Source organism: Citrobacter sp. Cpo103 (genome assembly GCF_030332605.1).
GTDB classification, from domain to species: domain Bacteria; phylum Pseudomonadota; class Gammaproteobacteria; order Enterobacterales; family Enterobacteriaceae; genus Citrobacter; species Citrobacter portucalensis.
On record NZ_JAOWHO010000035.1, the window covers coordinates 612,836 to 630,499 of the forward strand.

Here is a 17,664-nt window from a genome sequence, read left to right on the forward strand (position 1 = left end):
GGAAGGATGAAAACAGTACTCATCACGGGATTTGAACCCTTTGGCGGCGAGTCAGTTAACCCTTCCTGGGAAGTGGTCTCGAGCCTCGACAATGCTATTATCGGCGGATGCCGCGTTATTGCCCGCCAGCTGCCGTGCGTCTTTGGCGAGTCTCTCGCCGTACTCAATGCCGCGATTGACGCGTTGTCGCCATCTCTGGTGCTGGCGGTGGGGCAGGCGGGTGGTCGCACGGATATCACCGTGGAACGCGTGGCGATTAACGTTGACGATGCGCGTATTGCAGATAACCAGGGGCAACAGCCGGTCGATGTGCCGATTGTAGTCGATGGCCCGGCGGCATGGTTTAGTACGTTGCCGATTAAAGCGATGGTTGTCGCCATGCGCAACGCGGGAATACCGGCCTCGGTTTCCCAGACTGCGGGTACTTTCGTGTGTAACCACGTGATGTATGGCCTGCTGCATAAACTACGCGACGTACCGGCGGTGAAGGGCGGCTTTATTCATATCCCTTATTTGCCGCAACAGGCTGCACAGCATCCCGGGGCGCCAAGTATGGCGACAGAAACGGTGCGCCGTGCGCTGGAGATTGCGATTGCCACCGCCTTGCAAGTGGAAAGCGATATCGCAGTGACGGGCGGCGCAACACATTAACAAAGGAAAGTATTATGCCTGAAGGCCCGGAGATCCGCCGTGCGGCGGATAACCTGGAGGCGGCAGTCAAAGGCAAACCCCTGACGGATGTCTGGTTTGCCTTTGAGCAGTTAAAACCGTATCAATCTCAACTGATTGGGCAACGTGTAACCCAGCTTGAAACGCGGGGGAAAGCATTACTGACCCATTTTTCTAATGGCCTGACGCTGTACAGTCACAATCAGCTCTATGGCGTGTGGCGAGTGGTGGATACAGGCAAAATTCCGCAAACTTCGCGGGTACTGCGTGTCAGGCTGCAGACACACGACAAAACTATTCTGCTCTATAGCGCGTCTGATATCGAAATACTGACGCCAGAACAGCTCTCCACCCACCCGTTCCTGCAACGGGTAGGGCCGGATGTACTGGATTTACGTTTAACGCCCGATGAGGTTAAAGCGCGTCTGTTATCTCCGCGTTTTCGCAACCGCCAGTTTTCTGGTCTGCTACTGGACCAGGCGTTTCTGGCGGGATTAGGTAACTACCTGCGGGTAGAGATCCTTTGGCAGGTCGGGTTGACCGGGCAGCATAAAGCGTCGCAGCTTAGTGATGAGCAACTGGATAAACTGGCACATGCGCTGCTTGATATTCCGCGCCTGTCTTATAACACCCGTGGCCTGGTCGATGAGAATAAACATCACGGCGCGCTGTTTCGCTTCAAGGTCTTTCATCGGGACGGTGAAGCCTGTGAGCGCTGTGGTGGAATCATCGAAAAAACGATGCTCTCTTCGCGCCCCTTTTACTGGTGTCCGGGATGTCAGCACTAAGCGGGCTGTTTTGGCGCGTGCACCGAAATAAACCTTGCGACTGCGGGGCCAGTTAACAAAATGCTGAACAGTCGCAGGGTTTGCATCGCCATGATGAGCGCCATATCTGCGTGGCTTCCTGCGGCGATTACCGCAACAGAATCCACTCCTCCAGGACTGGTTGCCAGATAGGCAGTGAGAAAGTCGATCTGCATGTAATGCGCCAGCCCCCAGGCCATGGCGGCGCAGATCGCCATCAGTGAAAAAATGGACAACAGGATCTGCGGCAGTGGTCGTAATGCCATTAAAAAGATCTGCTTATCAAAGCCAAGACCGATTTGCCAGCCAATTGACATGTAGGCTATCGCCAGCAGCCACTCCGGCAGTTCAATCACCATCACTCCGCTTGCATTCAGCATGGCACCCACCAGCATTGGCAATAGCATAACGCCAGAGGGAATACGCAGTAGGCGTCCAGCCGTGCCGGCAATGGCGGCCAGCATCAGAGTGTTGAAAAGATTGCCGCTTAGCGGCGGAAACCAGATGATTTGTTCACTGATCGTTTGGGCCTGGTCGCCCATCACCAGCCGGGTGACCAGCGCAGCCGCGCCGACCACCAGCAGTACGCGCAGATACTGCATAAATGCCACCAGCCGGATGTCGGCACCGTAATCCTGGGCCATCGCGACCATTGCCGCTGCGCCGCCTGGTGACGAGCCCCACGCACCGGTATTCCCCGGTAGATTACTGTAGCGAACCAGCAGCCAGCCGATTACCGCGCTGCTGATAAGGGTTGCCAGCAGGATAGCAATCACCATCGGCCAGTGGGCCGCAAGGGTTGTGAAGATTGAACCGGTCAGATTTTGGGCAATCATGCAGCCGAGAATCGCCTGTGCGCCAAGAAATGTGCAGCGAGGAGGATGCAGCGAGATGCCGCGCATACTGAAAATGATGCCGACGATCATCGAACCGAGCAGCAAGGGGCCTGGAAGATGGATAAACAGAAAGAGCAGGGAAAGAAGGAGCGATAGCACAAACAACAGGCTCCACTGCAAAACAGGCATCCCATGCTCCTGAGTAAAATGTGAGAAATCTCAGTAAATCATAGAGAAAGCACGATAAGAATAAAATAATGCGGATCAAATAAAAACAGGCCGGACATAGGCATCACTGCTTTATCCGGCCTGGGAGCGTTTATAACTTTAAGCCGGACAAGCGCTAGCGCCATCCGGCAGACAATTAACGCTTAATATCAGACTTAAAATCGCGCTTGTCGTAGCCGGTGTACAGCTGACGCGGACGGGCGATTTTCATGCCGTCGGTGTGCATTTCGTTCCAGTGTGCAATCCAGCCAACGGTACGTGCCATGGCGAAGATAACGGTGAACATGGAGGACGGAATGCCCATCGCTTTCAGGATGATGCCGGAGTAGAAGTCGACGTTCGGGTAGAGCTTCTTCTCGATGAAGTACGGGTCGTTGAGCGCAATGTGCTCAAGTTCCATCGCCACTTCCAGCAGATCATCTTTGGTACCCAGTTCTTTCAGCACTTCGTGGCAGGTTTCACGCATGACGGTAGCGCGCGGGTCATAGTTTTTATAAACACGGTGACCAAAGCCCATCAGGCGGAAGGAATCATTCTTGTCTTTCGCGCGGCGAACAAATTCCGGAATGTGTTTAACAGAGCTGATTTCTTCCAGCATTTTCAGCGCAGCTTCGTTTGCGCCACCGTGAGCCGGTCCCCACAGGGAAGCAATACCGGCTGCGATGCAGGCAAACGGGTTAGCGCCAGAAGAGCCCGCGGTACGTACGGTAGAGGTTGAGGCGTTCTGTTCGTGGTCAGCGTGCAGGATTAAGATACGGTCCATTGCGCGTTCCAGGATAGGATTCACTTCGTATTTTTCGCACGGCGTAGAGAACATCATGTTCAGGAAGTTACCGGCGTAGGAGAGATCGTTACGTGGGTACACGAACGGCTGCCCGATGGAATATTTGTAGCACATCGCTGCCATGGTTGGCATTTTGGACAGCAGGCGGAAGGCGGCGATTTCACGGTGACGCGCGTTGTTTACATCCAGCGAGTCATGATAGAACGCTGCCAGCGCTCCGGTTACACCGCACATAACGGCCATCGGGTGAGAGTCGCGGCGGAAACCGTGGAACAGACGGGTGATCTGCTCGTGGATCATGGTATGGCGAGTGACTGTGGTTTTGAACTCGTCGTACTCTTCCTGCGTCGGTTTTTCGCCGTACAGCAGGATATAACACACTTCCAGATAGTTGGACTCGGTCGCCAACTGGTCAATCGGGAAGCCGCGATGCAGCAAAACACCTTCGTCACCGTCGATGAAAGTAATTTTGGATTCGCAGGATGCGGTAGAGGTGAAACCTGGGTCAAAAGTAAACATCCCTTTTGAGCCAAGGCTACGAATATCAATAACATCTTGACCGAGCGTACCTTTCAGCACATCCAGTTCAATAGCAGCGTCACCATTTAGAGTGAGTTTTGCTTTAGTATCAGCCATTTACGGTCTCCTTAGCGCCTTATTGCTTAAGACTGCCGGAACTTAAATTTGCCTTCGTGCATCAATAAACCGTTACCAGTTTGTTATTTGGCTCGCCGCTCTGCGAAAGAGGGGATGACCTGGGTACAGAGCTATGGGCGCTTGCAGGTAAAACGGTCTTTTCATGGCGAATAAACTGCAAATCAAGAACTTAGCAATCCGAATTATTTAACCTGTCTATCACTAATAACTGTCCTGAAGGTATTGGTCAATACTTCCACACTGTTACATAACTAAATCTCCGGTGAAAGAGTGACCCCATAACTTTTACGCATTATATGCTTTTTCTGGTGTCGTTTGTAACAACTTTGTTTAATGATTGTCAAATCAGATGATTAAAAATTAAAATAATGTTGTTATCGTGACCTATGTCACTGTTCGGGATAAAACCCGACAAACTATATGTAGGTTAATTGTAATGATTTTGTGAACGTCCTATACTGCCGCCAGGTCTCCGGAATACCCTGCAATCCCGAGCCAACCAGCGTTGTAACGTGTCGTTTTAGCATCTGGAAGCAGTGTTTTATATGACGCGTAGTTATAGTAAGGACGCTGTCTGACCCGCACGCAGACCGGAGGAAGGAAATCCCGTCGTCTTTCAGGCTACAGGTGTCTTCATCTTCTGTACCCGAAGTCTAAAGGGAATAATAAGAACAGCATGTGGGCGTTATTCATGATAAGAAATGTGAAAAAACAAAGACCTGTCAATCTGGATCTGCAAACGATCCGGTTCCCAATCACGGCGATAGCGTCCATTCTCCATCGCGTATCCGGAGTGATCACCTTCGTGGCGGTCGGGATTCTGTTGTGGTTATTGGGTACCAGCCTTTCCTCCCCTGAAGGTTTCCTCACCGCGTCATCCATTATGAATAACTTCTTTGTAGAGTTAATTCTGTGGGGGATCCTGATTGCGCTGGCATATCACGCCGTAATGGGCATTCGCCATCTGTTGATGGATTTTGGCTATATCGAAGAAACCCTCGAAGCAGGGACACGCTCCGCCAAAATTTGTTTCGTTATCATTGTCGTGCTTTCACTTCTCGCAGGAGTCCTCGTATGGTAAGCAACGCCTCCGCATTAGGACGCAACGGCGTACATGACTTCATTCTGGTCCGTGCTACCGCTATCGTTCTGACGTTATACATCATCTATATGGTCGGTTTCTTCGCCACCAGCGGCGAGCTGACGTATGAAGTCTGGACCGGTTTCTTCTCATCGGCATTCACCAAAGTCTTCACCCTGCTGGCACTTTTCTCCATCTTGATTCATGCCTGGATCGGCATGTGGCAGGTGTTGACCGACTACGTTAAACCTCTGGCTGTGCGCCTGATTCTGCAACTGGCTATCGTCGTTGCGCTGGTGGTTTACGTCATTTATGGATTTGTTGTGGTGTGGGGTGTGTAATGAAACTGCCAGTCAGAGAATTTGATGCTGTTGTGATTGGTGCCGGCGGCGCAGGTATGCGCGCGGCGCTGCAAATTTCCCAGAGCGGTCAGACCTGTGCGCTGCTCTCCAAAGTGTTCCCAACCCGTTCCCATACCGTATCCGCGCAGGGTGGCATCACCGTTGCGCTCGGTAATACCCATGAAGATAACTGGGAATGGCACATGTACGACACCGTTAAAGGGTCGGACTACATTGGTGACCAAGACGCTATTGAATATATGTGTAAAACCGGTCCGGAAGCGATTCTGGAGCTGGACCACATGGGGCTGCCGTTCTCTCGCCTCGACAATGGCACAATTTATCAACGTCCGTTTGGCGGCCAGTCGAAGAACTTCGGCGGCGAGCAGGCGGCTCGTACAGCGGCAGCGGCCGACCGTACCGGTCATGCACTATTGCACACGCTGTATCAGCAGAACCTGAAAAACCATACCACCATCTTCTCCGAGTGGTATGCGCTGGACCTGGTGAAAAACGCCGATGGCGCAGTTGTCGGTTGTACCGCGCTGTGTATCGAAACCGGTGAAGTGGTTTACTTCAAAGCCCGTGCGACCGTGCTGGCCACCGGCGGTGCTGGCCGTATTTATCAGTCCACTACTAATGCCCACATCAATACCGGTGACGGTGTTGGTATGGCTATCCGCGCTGGCGTGCCGGTGCAGGATATGGAGATGTGGCAGTTTCACCCAACCGGTATCGCCGGTGCTGGCGTTCTGGTAACAGAAGGCTGCCGTGGTGAAGGTGGCTACCTGCTGAACAAACACGGTGAGCGCTTCATGGAGCGTTATGCCCCGAATGCGAAAGACCTGGCGGGTCGTGACGTGGTGGCGCGTTCCATCATGATCGAAATTCGCGAAGGTCGCGGCTGCGACGGCCCGTGGGGTCCACACGCCAAACTGAAACTCGACCACCTGGGTAAAGAAGTGCTGGAATCCCGTCTGCCGGGCATTCTCGAACTGTCTCGTACCTTTGCTCACGTTGACCCGGTCAAAGAGCCGATTCCGGTTATCCCAACCTGCCACTATATGATGGGCGGTATTCCGACCAAAGTCACTGGCCAGGCGCTGACCGTGAATGAGCAGGGTGAAGATGTGGTGATCCCTGGGCTGTTTGCCGTCGGCGAAATCGCCTGCGTATCGGTTCACGGCGCCAACCGTCTTGGCGGCAACTCGCTGCTGGACCTGGTCGTATTTGGTCGTGCGGTTGGTCTGCACCTGCAGGAATCTATCGCTGAGCAGGGTGACCTGCTGGAAGCGACCGAAGATGAAATCGACGCTTCTCTGGCGCGTCTGAACCGCTGGAACGGTAACCGTAACGGTGAAGACCCGGTGGCGATTCGCAAAGCGCTGCAAGAATGTATGCAGCATAACTTCTCGGTATTCCGCGAAGGCGATGCGATGGCGAAAGGTCTGGAAGAGCTGAAAGCGATCCGCGAACGCCTGAAAAATGCCCGTCTGGACGATACCTCCAGCGAGTTCAACACCCAGCGCGTTGAGTGTCTGGAGCTGGATAACCTGATGGAGACCGCGTACGCCACTGCAGTATCTGCAAACTTCCGTACCGAAAGCCGTGGCGCGCATAGCCGCTTCGACTTCCCGGAACGTGATGATGAAAACTGGCTGTGCCATTCCCTGTACCTGCCAGAATCGGAATCCATGACGCGACGTCAAGTCAATATGGAACCGAAGCTGCGCCCGGCATTCCCGCCGAAGATTCGTACTTATTAATGCGGAGACAGGACAATGAAACTCGAGTTTTCAGTTTATCGCTATAACCCGGATGTTGACGACGCTCCGCGCATGCAGGATTACACCCTGGAGGCGGAAGAAGGGCGTGACATGATGCTGCTGGATGCCTTGATGCAGCTGAAAGAAAAAGATCCGTCGCTGTCGTTTCGTCGCTCCTGCCGTGAAGGGGTTTGTGGCTCCGACGGTCTGAATATGAACGGCAAAAATGGACTGGCCTGTATCACACCTATTTCTGCGCTGAATCAGCCGGGCAAGAAAATTGTCATTCGCCCGCTGCCGGGTTTACCGGTTGTGCGCGATTTGGTGGTAGACATGGGGCAATTCTACGCACAGTATGAGAAGATTAAGCCTTACTTGTTGAATAATGGGAAAAATCCGCCAGCTCGTGAGCATTTACAAATGCCAGAGCAGCGTGAGAAGCTCGATGGGCTGTATGAATGTATTTTGTGTGCATGCTGCTCAACGTCCTGCCCATCATTCTGGTGGAACCCGGACAAGTTTATTGGCCCGGCAGGCCTGCTGGCAGCCTATCGCTTCTTAATTGATAGCCGCGATACCGAGACCGACAGCCGCCTGGAAGGTTTAAGTGACGCTTTCAGCGTATTCCGCTGCCATAGCATCATGAACTGCGTCAGCGTATGTCCGAAAGGACTGAACCCGACGCGTGCCATCGGCCATATTAAGTCGATGCTTCTCAAACGTAGTGCGTAAGTTGTTGTAGTGGTTGCCGGATGGCGACGTAGCGTCTTATCCGGCCTACGGGTTACGTACCTTGTAGGCCTGATTAGCGAAGCGCCATCAGGCAATTTAAGTGCAGGAAACCTCTAAAAACTGCCACATTATTAGACAGTTTTTAAAGGTTCCTTAGCGGACGCAGATGACACGACAGTCCGCAACAAGTGAACCCCGGCACGCACAGCGGTGTGCGTGGTAGTATCCACGGCGAAGTAAGCATACAAATGCTTAAGGGATCACGATGCAGAACAGCGCTTTGAAAGCCTGGTTGGACTCTTCTTACCTCTCTGGTTCTAACCAGAGCTGGATAGAACAGCTCTATGAAGACTTCTTAACCGACCCTGACTCGGTAGATGCTAACTGGCGTTCGACGTTCCAGCAGTTACCTGGTACCGGAGTCAAACCGGATCAACTTCACTCAAAAACACGTGATTATTTCCGTCGACAGGCGTTGATTACCCCACGTTACTCTTCTTCTATTTCCGACCCTGATGCCAATGTGAAGCAGGTTAAAGTCCTGCAGCTCATTAACGCCTATCGTTTCCGCGGTCATCAGCATGCGAATCTTGATCCGCTGGGACTGTGGCAGCAAGAAAATGTGGCCGATCTGGACCCGTCTTTCCACGATCTGACCGATGCGGATTTCCAGGAAAGCTTTAACGTAGGTTCTTTTGCCGGCGGCAAAGACACGATGAAGCTGAGCGACCTGGTTGTTGCGCTGAAACAAACCTACTGCGGCCCAATTGGTGCCGAGTATATGCACATCACCAGCACTGAAGAAAAACGTTGGCTTCAGCAGCGTATCGAGTCTGGCCGTGCCGCATTCAGTAGCGAAGAGAAGAAACGTTTCCTCAGTGAACTGACCGCAGCAGAAGGTCTGGAACGCTACCTGGGCGCTAAGTTCCCGGGCGCGAAACGCTTCTCGCTGGAAGGCGGCGATGCGTTAATCCCAATGCTCAAAGAGATGATCCGCCACGCCGGTAACAGCGGTACCCGTGAAGTGGTACTGGGCATGGCGCACCGTGGTCGTCTGAACGTTCTGGTTAACGTACTGGGCAAACGCCCGCAGGAACTGTTCGACGAATTTGCGGGCAAACATAAAGAACACCTCGGCACCGGTGACGTGAAGTACCATATGGGCTTCTCGTCTGATATCGAAACCGAAGGCGGCTTGGTACACCTGGCGCTGGCGTTTAACCCGTCGCACCTGGAAATCGTTAGCCCGGTAGTTATCGGTTCCGTACGTGCACGTCTGGATCGTCTGGACGAGCCGAGCAGCAATAAAGTCCTGCCAATCACCATTCACGGTGATGCGGCAGTTACCGGGCAGGGCGTGGTTCAGGAAACCCTGAACATGTCGAAAGCGCGTGGTTACGAAGTGGGCGGTACCGTTCGCATCGTTATCAACAACCAGGTGGGCTTCACTACGTCTAACCCGCTGGATGCGCGTTCTACACCGTACTGTACCGACATCGGTAAGATGGTTCAGGCGCCGATTTTCCACGTGAACGCGGATGACCCGGAAGCGGTCGCTTTCGTGACCCGCCTGGCGCTGGATTTCCGTAATACCTTTAAACGCGATGTCTTCATCGATCTGGTGTGCTACCGCCGTCACGGCCACAACGAAGCCGACGAGCCGAGCGCAACCCAGCCGCTGATGTATCAGAAAATCAAAAAGCATCCGACCCCGCGCAAAATCTACGCTGATAAGCTGGAAGCGGACAAGGTCGCCACGCTGGAAGATGCGACTGAAATGGTCAATCTGTACCGTGACGCGCTGGATGCTGGCGAATGCGTAGTGAAAGAGTGGCGTCCAATGAACATGCACTCCTTCACCTGGTCGCCGTACCTCAACCACGAGTGGGATGAAAGCTACCCGAACAAAGTTGAGATGAAGCGTCTGCAGGAGCTGGCAAAACGCATCAGCACTGTACCTGAAGCGGTTGAAATGCAGTCGCGTGTTGCCAAGATTTACGGCGACCGTCAGGCCATGGCCGCAGGCGAGAAGCTGTTTGACTGGGGTGGTGCAGAGAATCTGGCTTACGCCACGCTGGTTGACGAAGGCATTCCGGTCCGTCTGTCTGGTGAAGACTCCGGTCGCGGAACCTTCTTCCACCGTCACGCAGTAATTCATAACCAGGCCAACGGTTCAACCTACACTCCGCTGCAGCATGTGCATAACGGACAAGGCACCTTCCGCGTATGGGACTCCGTACTGTCTGAAGAAGCCGTGCTGGCGTTCGAGTACGGTTATGCCACAGCAGAACCGCGCACGCTAACCATCTGGGAAGCACAGTTCGGCGACTTCGCCAACGGTGCGCAGGTCGTTATCGACCAGTTCATCTCTTCCGGTGAGCAGAAATGGGGCCGTATGTGCGGTCTGGTTATGCTGCTGCCGCACGGCTATGAAGGTCAGGGTCCGGAGCACTCCTCCGCGCGTCTGGAACGATATCTGCAACTTTGCGCTGAGCAAAACATGCAGGTTTGCGTCCCGTCTACCCCGGCGCAGGTTTACCACATGCTGCGTCGTCAGGCGCTGCGAGGTATGCGTCGTCCGCTGGTGGTGATGTCACCGAAGTCGCTGCTGCGTCATCCGCTGGCGGTGTCTACGCTGGACGAACTGGCAAATGGTACTTTCCTGCCAGCCATTGGCGAAGTAGATGAACTTGATCCTAAAGGCGTGAAGCGTGTCGTGATGTGTTCTGGTAAGGTTTATTACGACCTGCTGGAGCAACGCCGCAAGAACGACCAAAAAGATGTCGCCATTGTGCGCATCGAACAGCTCTATCCGTTCCCGCATAAAGCGGTGCAGGAAGCGCTGAAACCGTTTGCTCATGTACATGATTTTGTCTGGTGCCAGGAAGAGCCGCTCAACCAGGGCGCATGGTACTGCAGCCAGCATCATTTCCGTGAAGTAATTCCATTTGGGTCAGCTCTGCGTTATGCAGGTCGCCCGGCCTCTGCCTCTCCGGCAGTAGGGTATATGTCCGTTCACCAGAAGCAGCAACAAGATCTGGTAAATGACGCGCTGAACGTCGATTAAATAAAGGATAAATAATGAGTAGCGTAGATATTCTTGTTCCCGACCTGCCTGAATCCGTAGCGGATGCAACGGTTGCAACCTGGCACAAAAAACCGGGCGATGCAGTACGTCGTGATGAAGTACTGGTAGAAATCGAAACTGACAAAGTGGTACTGGAAGTACCGGCATCAGCGGACGGTATTCTTGATGCGGTTCTGGAAGATGAAGGGACAACCGTCACTTCTCGCCAGATCCTCGGTCGCCTGCGTGAAGGCAATAGCACCGGTAAAGAAACCAGTGCTAAGTCTGAAGAGAAAGATTCTACTCCGGCACAGCGCCAGCAGGCGTCTCTTGCTGAGCAGAACAACGATGCCCTGAGCCCGGCGATCCGTCGCCTGCTGGGTGAGCATAACCTCGAAGCCAGCGCTATCAACGGCACCGGTGTCGGCGGTCGTATCACCCGTGAAGATGTTGAAAAACATCTGGCGAAAGCTCCGGCTGCGAAAGCCGAAGCAAAAGCCCCGGCTGCAGCACCTGCACCGCAGGCTCAACTGGGCGCGCGTGGCGAAAAACGTGTTCCGATGACTCGTCTGCGCAAACGCGTAGCAGAGCGTCTGCTGGAAGCGAAAAATTCTACCGCCATGCTGACCACGTTCAACGAAGTCAACATGAAGCCAATCATGGACCTGCGTAAGCAATACGGTGATGCGTTTGAGAAACGCCACGGTATCCGTCTGGGCTTTATGTCTTTCTACGTGAAAGCGGTTGTTGAAGCGCTGAAACGCTATCCGGAAGTGAACGCGTCCATCGACGGCGATGACGTGGTTTACCACAACTACTTTGATGTCAGCATGGCGGTCTCCACGCCGCGTGGCCTGGTCACGCCGGTCCTGCGTGATGTGGATCTGCTGGGTATGGCTGACATTGAGAAGAATATTAAAGAACTGGCAGTTAAAGGTCGCGACGGCAAGTTGACGGTCGAAGATCTGACGGGTGGTAACTTCACCATCACTAACGGTGGTGTGTTCGGTTCCCTGATGTCTACGCCGATCATCAACCCACCGCAGAGCGCCATCCTGGGTATGCATGCCATCAAAGATCGTCCGATGGCGGTAGACGGCAAGGTTGAAATCCTGCCGATGATGTATCTGGCGCTGTCTTATGACCACCGTCTGATCGATGGTCGTGAGTCAGTAGGCTTCCTGGTAACCATTAAAGAGTTGCTGGAAGATCCAACGCGTCTGCTGCTGGACGTGTAGTTAATAAGAGTATCACCTGCCCCGTAGGTCTGGACGCTTATCAGACCTACGGGTAAAAGATAACGATTACCTGAAGGATGGACAGAACACATGAACTTACATGAATATCAGGCAAAACAACTTTTTGCCCGCTATGGCTTACCGGCACCGGTGGGTTATGCCTGTACTACTCCGCGTGAAGCCGAAGAAGCTGCATCTAAAATCGGTGCTGGCCCGTGGGTAGTGAAATGTCAGGTTCACGCTGGTGGCCGTGGTAAAGCGGGCGGTGTGAAGGTGGTAAACAGCAAAGAAGACATTCGCGCTTTTGCTGAGCACTGGCTGGGTAAACGTCTGGTTACTTACCAGACAGACGCTCATGGCCAACCGGTAAATCAGATTCTGGTTGAAGCCGCGACCGACATTGGTAAAGAACTTTACCTCGGCGCAGTTGTTGACCGTAGCTCCCGTCGCGTGGTCTTCATGGCCTCTACCGAAGGCGGCGTGGAAATCGAAAAAGTGGCGGAAGAAACCCCGCATCTGATCCACAAAGTGGCGCTCGATCCGCTGGCAGGTCCGATGCCTTACCAGGGGCGTGAGCTGGCGTTCAAACTGGGTCTGGAAGGTAAACAGGTTCAGCAGTTCACCAAGATCTTCATGGGTCTGGCGACTATCTTCCTGGAGCGCGATCTGGCGCTGATCGAAATCAACCCGCTGGTTGTGACCAAGCAGGGTGACCTGATCTGCCTCGACGGCAAACTGGGCGCTGACGGCAACGCACTGTTCCGCCAGGCTGACCTGCGCGAAATGCGCGACCAGTCTCAGGAAGATCCGCGTGAAGCGCAGGCTGCACAGTGGGAACTGAACTACGTTGCGCTGGACGGCAACATCGGTTGTATGGTTAACGGTGCGGGCCTGGCAATGGGCACCATGGACATCGTTAAGCTGCACGGCGGCGAACCGGCTAACTTCCTCGACGTTGGCGGCGGTGCGACCAAAGAGCGTGTAACCGAAGCGTTCAAAATTATCCTCTCTGATGACAATGTTAAAGCCGTACTGGTTAACATCTTCGGCGGTATCGTACGTTGCGACCTGATCGCTGACGGTATCATCGGCGCGGTAGCAGAAGTAGGCGTAAACGTTCCGGTCGTGGTACGTCTGGAAGGTAACAACGCTGAACTCGGCGCGAAAAAACTGGCTGATAGCGGCCTGAATATTATTGCAGCGAAAAGTCTGACGGATGCAGCTCAGCAGGTTGTTGCCGCAGTGGAGGGGAAATAATGTCAGTTTTAATTAATAAAGATACCAAGGTTATCTGCCAGGGCTTCACCGGTAGCCAGGGGACATTCCACTCTGAACAAGCGATCGCTTACGGTACGCAAATGGTCGGTGGCGTTACGCCGGGCAAAGGCGGCACCACGCATCTGGGTCTGCCAGTGTTCAACACCGTACGTGAAGCGGTAGAAGCGACCGGCGCAACCGCCACCGTTATCTACGTTCCGGCCCCGTTCTGCAAAGACTCCATTCTGGAAGCAATCGATGCAGGCATCAAACTGATTATCACCATCACCGAAGGTATCCCAACGCTGGATATGCTGACCGTGAAAGTGAAGCTGGATGAAGCTGGCGTACGCATGATCGGCCCGAACTGCCCAGGCGTTATCACTCCGGGTGAATGTAAAATCGGTATCATGCCGGGCCACATTCACAAGCCGGGTAAAGTGGGTATCGTTTCCCGTTCAGGTACCCTGACCTATGAAGCGGTTAAGCAGACTACCGACTATGGTTTCGGCCAGTCTACCTGTGTAGGCATCGGTGGTGACCCGATCCCAGGCTCTAACTTCATCGACATCCTGAAGCTGTTCCAGGAAGATCCGCAGACTGAAGCGATCGTCATGATCGGTGAGATCGGCGGTAGCGCGGAAGAAGAAGCGGCTGCTTACATCAAAGATCATGTAACCAAGCCGGTTGTAGGTTACATCGCGGGTGTGACTGCGCCGAAAGGTAAGCGTATGGGTCACGCGGGTGCGATCATCGCGGGTGGTAAAGGTACAGCGGATGAGAAATTCGCTGCGCTGGAAGCTGCAGGCGTGAAAACTGTTCGTAGCCTGGCCGATATCGGCGAAGCGCTGAAAACCGTTATTAAGTAAGAAATAAAAAAACAGCCCTGACTCTCTGCATAGTCAAGGGCTGGTCCCGTTTCGACATGGTTGGCCATCTGATGATGGCCTTTTTTATGTCTGCAATTCATCTTTTGTCTGTGCGTTATTTTTATAACCTGCTTAAAGCTATACGATTTTTCTTCTGTAGGTAATAACCATCATGGCATTCAATATTTATCTTGCAATTTGATCATAATCATCTGCATAAATGAGATTATTTTTTGCGGTGAGCATCATTCTTTCTCCTGATGAAATTCTGCATATTACCGGCTTTAATTTCATTAATGCCGGAGGATACCGTGTCGTTGAAAATCCAGGATGATTACCTACAACGTTTTTTCTCGATAGCAAAAGTATTCTCCAGTGCGACTGGATTAGCCACTGTTGTGGTTGATGTTAGCGGAAAAACTCTCTCGGATTGCCATAACTTTAATTCGTTCTGCACATTAATGCGGGCGGATGAACGCTATTGTGTGAGTTGCCAAAAGTGCGACAAGTATTGTGCATTTGAAGGATTAAAACACCTTAAACCCAGAATACTCAGCTGTCACGCAGGGCTAAGTCTGTTTTCTATGCCATTAATTCGTGAGGGGCATCTGTACGGTTTTATGCTCTGTGGGCAGGTGCGGGCAAAATATCAGGAATATAAAACTATCGTTATTGATAATGAATGCTCATGGATGGATGAACCAAAAATAAAAGCTGAATGGAGTCAGGTAGCGGTAGTAGATAATAATGCGCTGGTGGCATCAGCTAATTTATTAAGTTTTATTGTTGATAATTTCGAGACAGAACAGCAGCAATCGGATGAGTTTGTTATTCCGCCGACCAGTTACACGCGTCATTATTTTACAGAACCTTCCCGACACGAAAAAAAGCTTCTGGCAGCGTTGCGTTATATTGATGAGAATTTATATAGTGAATTATCTCTGGAATCCGTAGCGGCTCATGTCTGCTTAAGCGCAAACTATTTCAGCCGTTTTTTTAAGAAACGGCAGGGCGTTAACTTTAAAACCTGGGTGAATCAGAAAAAAATGCAAAAAGCGGGGGAGTTATTGCACGATCCCATTCATTCAATAGACAGCATTGCCCGGAAACTCCAATACGCACAAACCAGTTACTTTTGCCGCGTTTTCCGGGCGGCGCATCAAACGTCGCCCCAGTCTTTTCGTCATGCCAGACTGTCGCAGTAAAGGTTTTCTGGCAGCGTGATGGCTTCAGGGATAAAAGAGAGCCGATCGCTCAGGGTTACCACATCACCAATCACTATCAGCGCAGGGGGGAGGATGTTAGCTTCCTGCGCCTTGCTCAGTAGTGAACCGAGCGTACAGGTCAGTCGGCGTTGGTTATCCCGGGTGGCGGACATAATTAGCGCTGCAGGTGTATCTGCCGATTTTCCACCCATCAATAATTCCTCACAGATAAACGCCAGATTGGCGATACCCATGACGATAACCAGCGTACCATTCAGTTTGGCCAGCTGACGCCAGTCCTGCTGTTGGTTGCCCTCCCGCGTATGACCGGTTACCACGTGAAATCCCGAGGCGAAATCGCGGTGTGTTACCGGAATCCCGGCATAGGTCAGGCCACCAATAGTTGAGCTGATACCCGGCACCACTTCAAACGGGATTCCCGTCTCGACGAGATCCTCAACTTCTTCAGCCCCACGTCCAAAAACATACGGATCGCCGCCTTTCAGACGCACAATATTATTGTGCGTTTGGGCATACTGGACAAGCAGTGCATTGATTTCATCCTGCGGTACACAATGGAAGCCTGGGTTTTTGCCGACATTGATAAGCAGACAATCAGGTAATGCCCATTCCAAAATTTTAGGATTGACCAGCCGATCGTAAATAATGACATCAGCCTGTTTAATGCACATCATTGCTTTGAGGGTAAGTAATGAAATATCACCGGGACCTGCCCCAACGAGCCAGACCTTTCCGAAAGTTTTCACATTGTGTCCTTTATCACATCATTCAAAAAAAGGCAGAAACTACATCAAGGAATGATAAAAAGCAGTCGTTTGCCCGTAAGTTATAACGTGAAATTATCCAAAATTATCGCACTGATAATATTGATTAATCTCGCAAAGTTTTTTCTGCAATAAACAAGATAACTTGAAAAATTATTAAGAACTTATTGGCACTATTTGCTTGGGTTTAACCTTATTTAAATTGTGTTTATTGTTGCCCTTGAGTATTATCGGTTAATATTTATCCGCCATCAGTGTGAGCAAATCATGGATTGGATCAATGACATTAATGGATGAAATAAAATATAACTCTCGGTGCTTATCTGGGTATCTTGAATTATTTTTTATAAATTAAACTATTTTTGCACGCTGCATATGGAAGAGGTTATGAGAGGAAAAATACCTAAGACGGAGTTGCTGGTAACTTTTGAAGTTGTTGCGCGTCACGAAAGTTATACCCGGGCAGCTGAAGAGCTGGCTTTAACACAAAGTGCTGTTTTCCGCCAGGTAAATGCACTGGAGGATTTTCTCAATACCGCGCTATTTAATCATGCCAAAAAACGCATTTTTTTAAATGCGGCTGGCAAACACTATTTAAGTATCGTTAAAGAAACGTTAAATAAACTTGAACGAGATACGACGACGATAATGACCTGGCAGCCAACGGTACAGGTTATTGAGCTGGCGGTGAATCCGACGTTCAGCACGCACTGGCTGATCCCAAACCTGCGTGAATTTAACAAACTTAATCCTGATATTATCGTGAACATTCATTCCCTGGCGAATATTGGTGATTTTCTCAATCGAGAGTATGACGCGGCAATTATGCGTGAAGACTTTTATTCGCCATGGTCAGGGGTTGAGTACCTGTTTGAAGAGGAAATTCTGCCGGTATGCAGCCGCTGTTTGCTGGCCGAACCGGAACGAAAACTGGCGGTGAACGAATTACTAAACGAATTTCCGCTCTTGCACCAAAGTACGCGCATCAAAGGGTGGCAGGAGTGGTTTGCGCTGTCAGATGTCAGCAGTCCGCTGGTGAATAAAGGTCCGAGATTTGATTTGTTATCGATGCTGATCGCGGCGGTCCGTTCTAATCTGGGCGTTGCGCTGCTCCCGCGTTTTGCCATTCAGCACGATCTGGACAGTGGTGATATGGTCATTCCTTGCGATGTTCCAATGCGTACCGGGAATCGATTTATTATGACGTGGCGTGAAGAGAAATCGGAATCCGAGCATTTACAGATTTTCCGTAACTGGTTGCTCAGTAAGTCCGTGGTATCGGCTGCCTGAGGGTGGCTTGCGCCTTATCAGGCCTACAACGATGGGTAGGCCGGATAAGACGC

The 17,664-nt window shown here is 51.9% G+C and carries 15 protein-coding genes and 1 pseudogene; 12 read left to right on the plus strand and 4 right to left on the minus strand.

The window, feature by feature from the left end; all coding sequences use genetic code 11:
- Positions 1-6: 6 nt before the first annotated feature.
- Together pcp and nei are read left to right on the plus strand one after the other, a co-directional pair.
- Positions 7-651 carry a pyroglutamyl-peptidase I gene (gene pcp / locus OGX89_RS19430; RefSeq protein ID WP_003831398.1) on the plus strand — a complete coding sequence of 215 codons (645 nt, stop codon included), beginning with the start codon at positions 7-9 and terminating at the stop codon, positions 649-651.
- A 14-nt stretch (positions 652-665) separates the two neighbouring features.
- Positions 666-1,457, plus strand: coding sequence for an endonuclease VIII (gene nei / locus OGX89_RS19435; protein WP_126955839.1), 792 nt, complete (start codon positions 666-668; stop codon positions 1,455-1,457).
- On the opposite strand, the gene OGX89_RS19440 is transcribed toward nei, so the two are convergent.
- From OGX89_RS19440 to OGX89_RS19450, 3 genes and pseudogenes are all read right to left on the minus strand, one after another.
- On the minus strand, positions 1,454-2,500 hold the full coding sequence (locus tag OGX89_RS19440; RefSeq protein ID WP_126955838.1) for an AbrB family transcriptional regulator: 1,047 nt from the start codon (positions 2,498-2,500) through the stop codon (positions 1,454-1,456). The two genes, nei and OGX89_RS19440, sit on opposite strands and share 4 nt — an antisense overlap.
- A 175-nt stretch (positions 2,501-2,675) precedes the next feature.
- Entirely contained in the window at positions 2,676-3,959 is a 1,284-nt protein-coding gene (locus tag OGX89_RS19445; RefSeq protein WP_003831404.1) for a citrate synthase, read from the minus strand.
- 203 nt (positions 3,960-4,162) lie between these two features.
- Positions 4,163-4,273, minus strand: a pseudogene (locus OGX89_RS19450) (hypothetical protein).
- Between the two features lie 383 nt (positions 4,274-4,656).
- Here OGX89_RS19450 and sdhC point away from each other — a divergent pair.
- From sdhC to OGX89_RS19495, 9 genes are all read left to right on the plus strand, one after another.
- Complete coding sequence (gene sdhC / locus OGX89_RS19455) at positions 4,657-5,061, plus strand: succinate dehydrogenase cytochrome b556 subunit (protein WP_003831406.1); 405 nt, start codon at positions 4,657-4,659, stop codon at positions 5,059-5,061.
- A complete protein-coding gene (gene sdhD / locus OGX89_RS19460; protein ID WP_003831408.1) occupies positions 5,055-5,402 on the plus strand; it encodes a succinate dehydrogenase membrane anchor subunit in 348 nt (115 codons plus the stop codon). The genes sdhC and sdhD overlap by 7 nt, the downstream gene beginning before the upstream one ends.
- The gene (sdhA, locus tag OGX89_RS19465) at positions 5,402-7,168 is read left to right on the plus strand and encodes a succinate dehydrogenase flavoprotein subunit (protein WP_126955837.1); all 1,767 of its coding nucleotides are present in this window, start codon (positions 5,402-5,404) and stop codon (positions 7,166-7,168) included. The genes sdhD and sdhA overlap by 1 nt, the downstream gene beginning before the upstream one ends.
- 15 nt (positions 7,169-7,183) lie before the next feature.
- Positions 7,184-7,900 carry a succinate dehydrogenase iron-sulfur subunit SdhB gene (gene sdhB, locus OGX89_RS19470; RefSeq protein WP_003022921.1) on the plus strand — a complete coding sequence of 239 codons (717 nt, stop codon included), beginning with the start codon at positions 7,184-7,186 and terminating at the stop codon, positions 7,898-7,900.
- Positions 7,901-8,165: 265 nt separating this feature from the next.
- Positions 8,166-10,967: a 2-oxoglutarate dehydrogenase E1 component gene (gene sucA, locus OGX89_RS19475; protein ID WP_003022923.1), complete on the plus strand. Its 2,802-nt coding sequence runs from the start codon at positions 8,166-8,168 to the stop codon at positions 10,965-10,967.
- Between the two features lie 14 nt (positions 10,968-10,981).
- A complete protein-coding gene (gene odhB / locus OGX89_RS19480) occupies positions 10,982-12,205 on the plus strand; it encodes a 2-oxoglutarate dehydrogenase complex dihydrolipoyllysine-residue succinyltransferase (RefSeq protein ID WP_003022925.1) in 1,224 nt (407 codons plus the stop codon).
- Between the two features lie 90 nt (positions 12,206-12,295).
- Complete coding sequence (gene sucC / locus OGX89_RS19485) at positions 12,296-13,462, plus strand: ADP-forming succinate--CoA ligase subunit beta (protein WP_003022927.1); 1,167 nt, start codon at positions 12,296-12,298, stop codon at positions 13,460-13,462.
- Positions 13,462-14,331, plus strand: a complete 870-nt coding sequence (sucD, locus tag OGX89_RS19490; RefSeq protein ID WP_003022929.1) for a succinate--CoA ligase subunit alpha — start codon at positions 13,462-13,464, stop codon at positions 14,329-14,331. Before sucC ends, sucD begins: the two co-directional genes overlap by 1 nt.
- Before the next feature lie 311 nt (positions 14,332-14,642).
- Entirely contained in the window at positions 14,643-15,536 is an 894-nt protein-coding gene (locus OGX89_RS19495) for a PocR ligand-binding domain-containing protein (protein ID WP_126955836.1), read from the plus strand.
- Here OGX89_RS19495 and cobA read toward each other — a convergent pair.
- A complete protein-coding gene (gene cobA, locus OGX89_RS19500; protein WP_003831416.1) occupies positions 15,515-16,303 on the minus strand; it encodes a uroporphyrinogen-III C-methyltransferase in 789 nt (262 codons plus the stop codon). The two genes, OGX89_RS19495 and cobA, sit on opposite strands and share 22 nt — an antisense overlap.
- Before the next feature lie 405 nt (positions 16,304-16,708).
- Here cobA and OGX89_RS19505 point away from each other — a divergent pair, with 405 nt between their 5' ends.
- A complete protein-coding gene (locus OGX89_RS19505; protein ID WP_003022936.1) occupies positions 16,709-17,611 on the plus strand; it encodes a LysR substrate-binding domain-containing protein in 903 nt (300 codons plus the stop codon).
- Positions 17,612-17,664 lie beyond the last annotated feature (53 nt).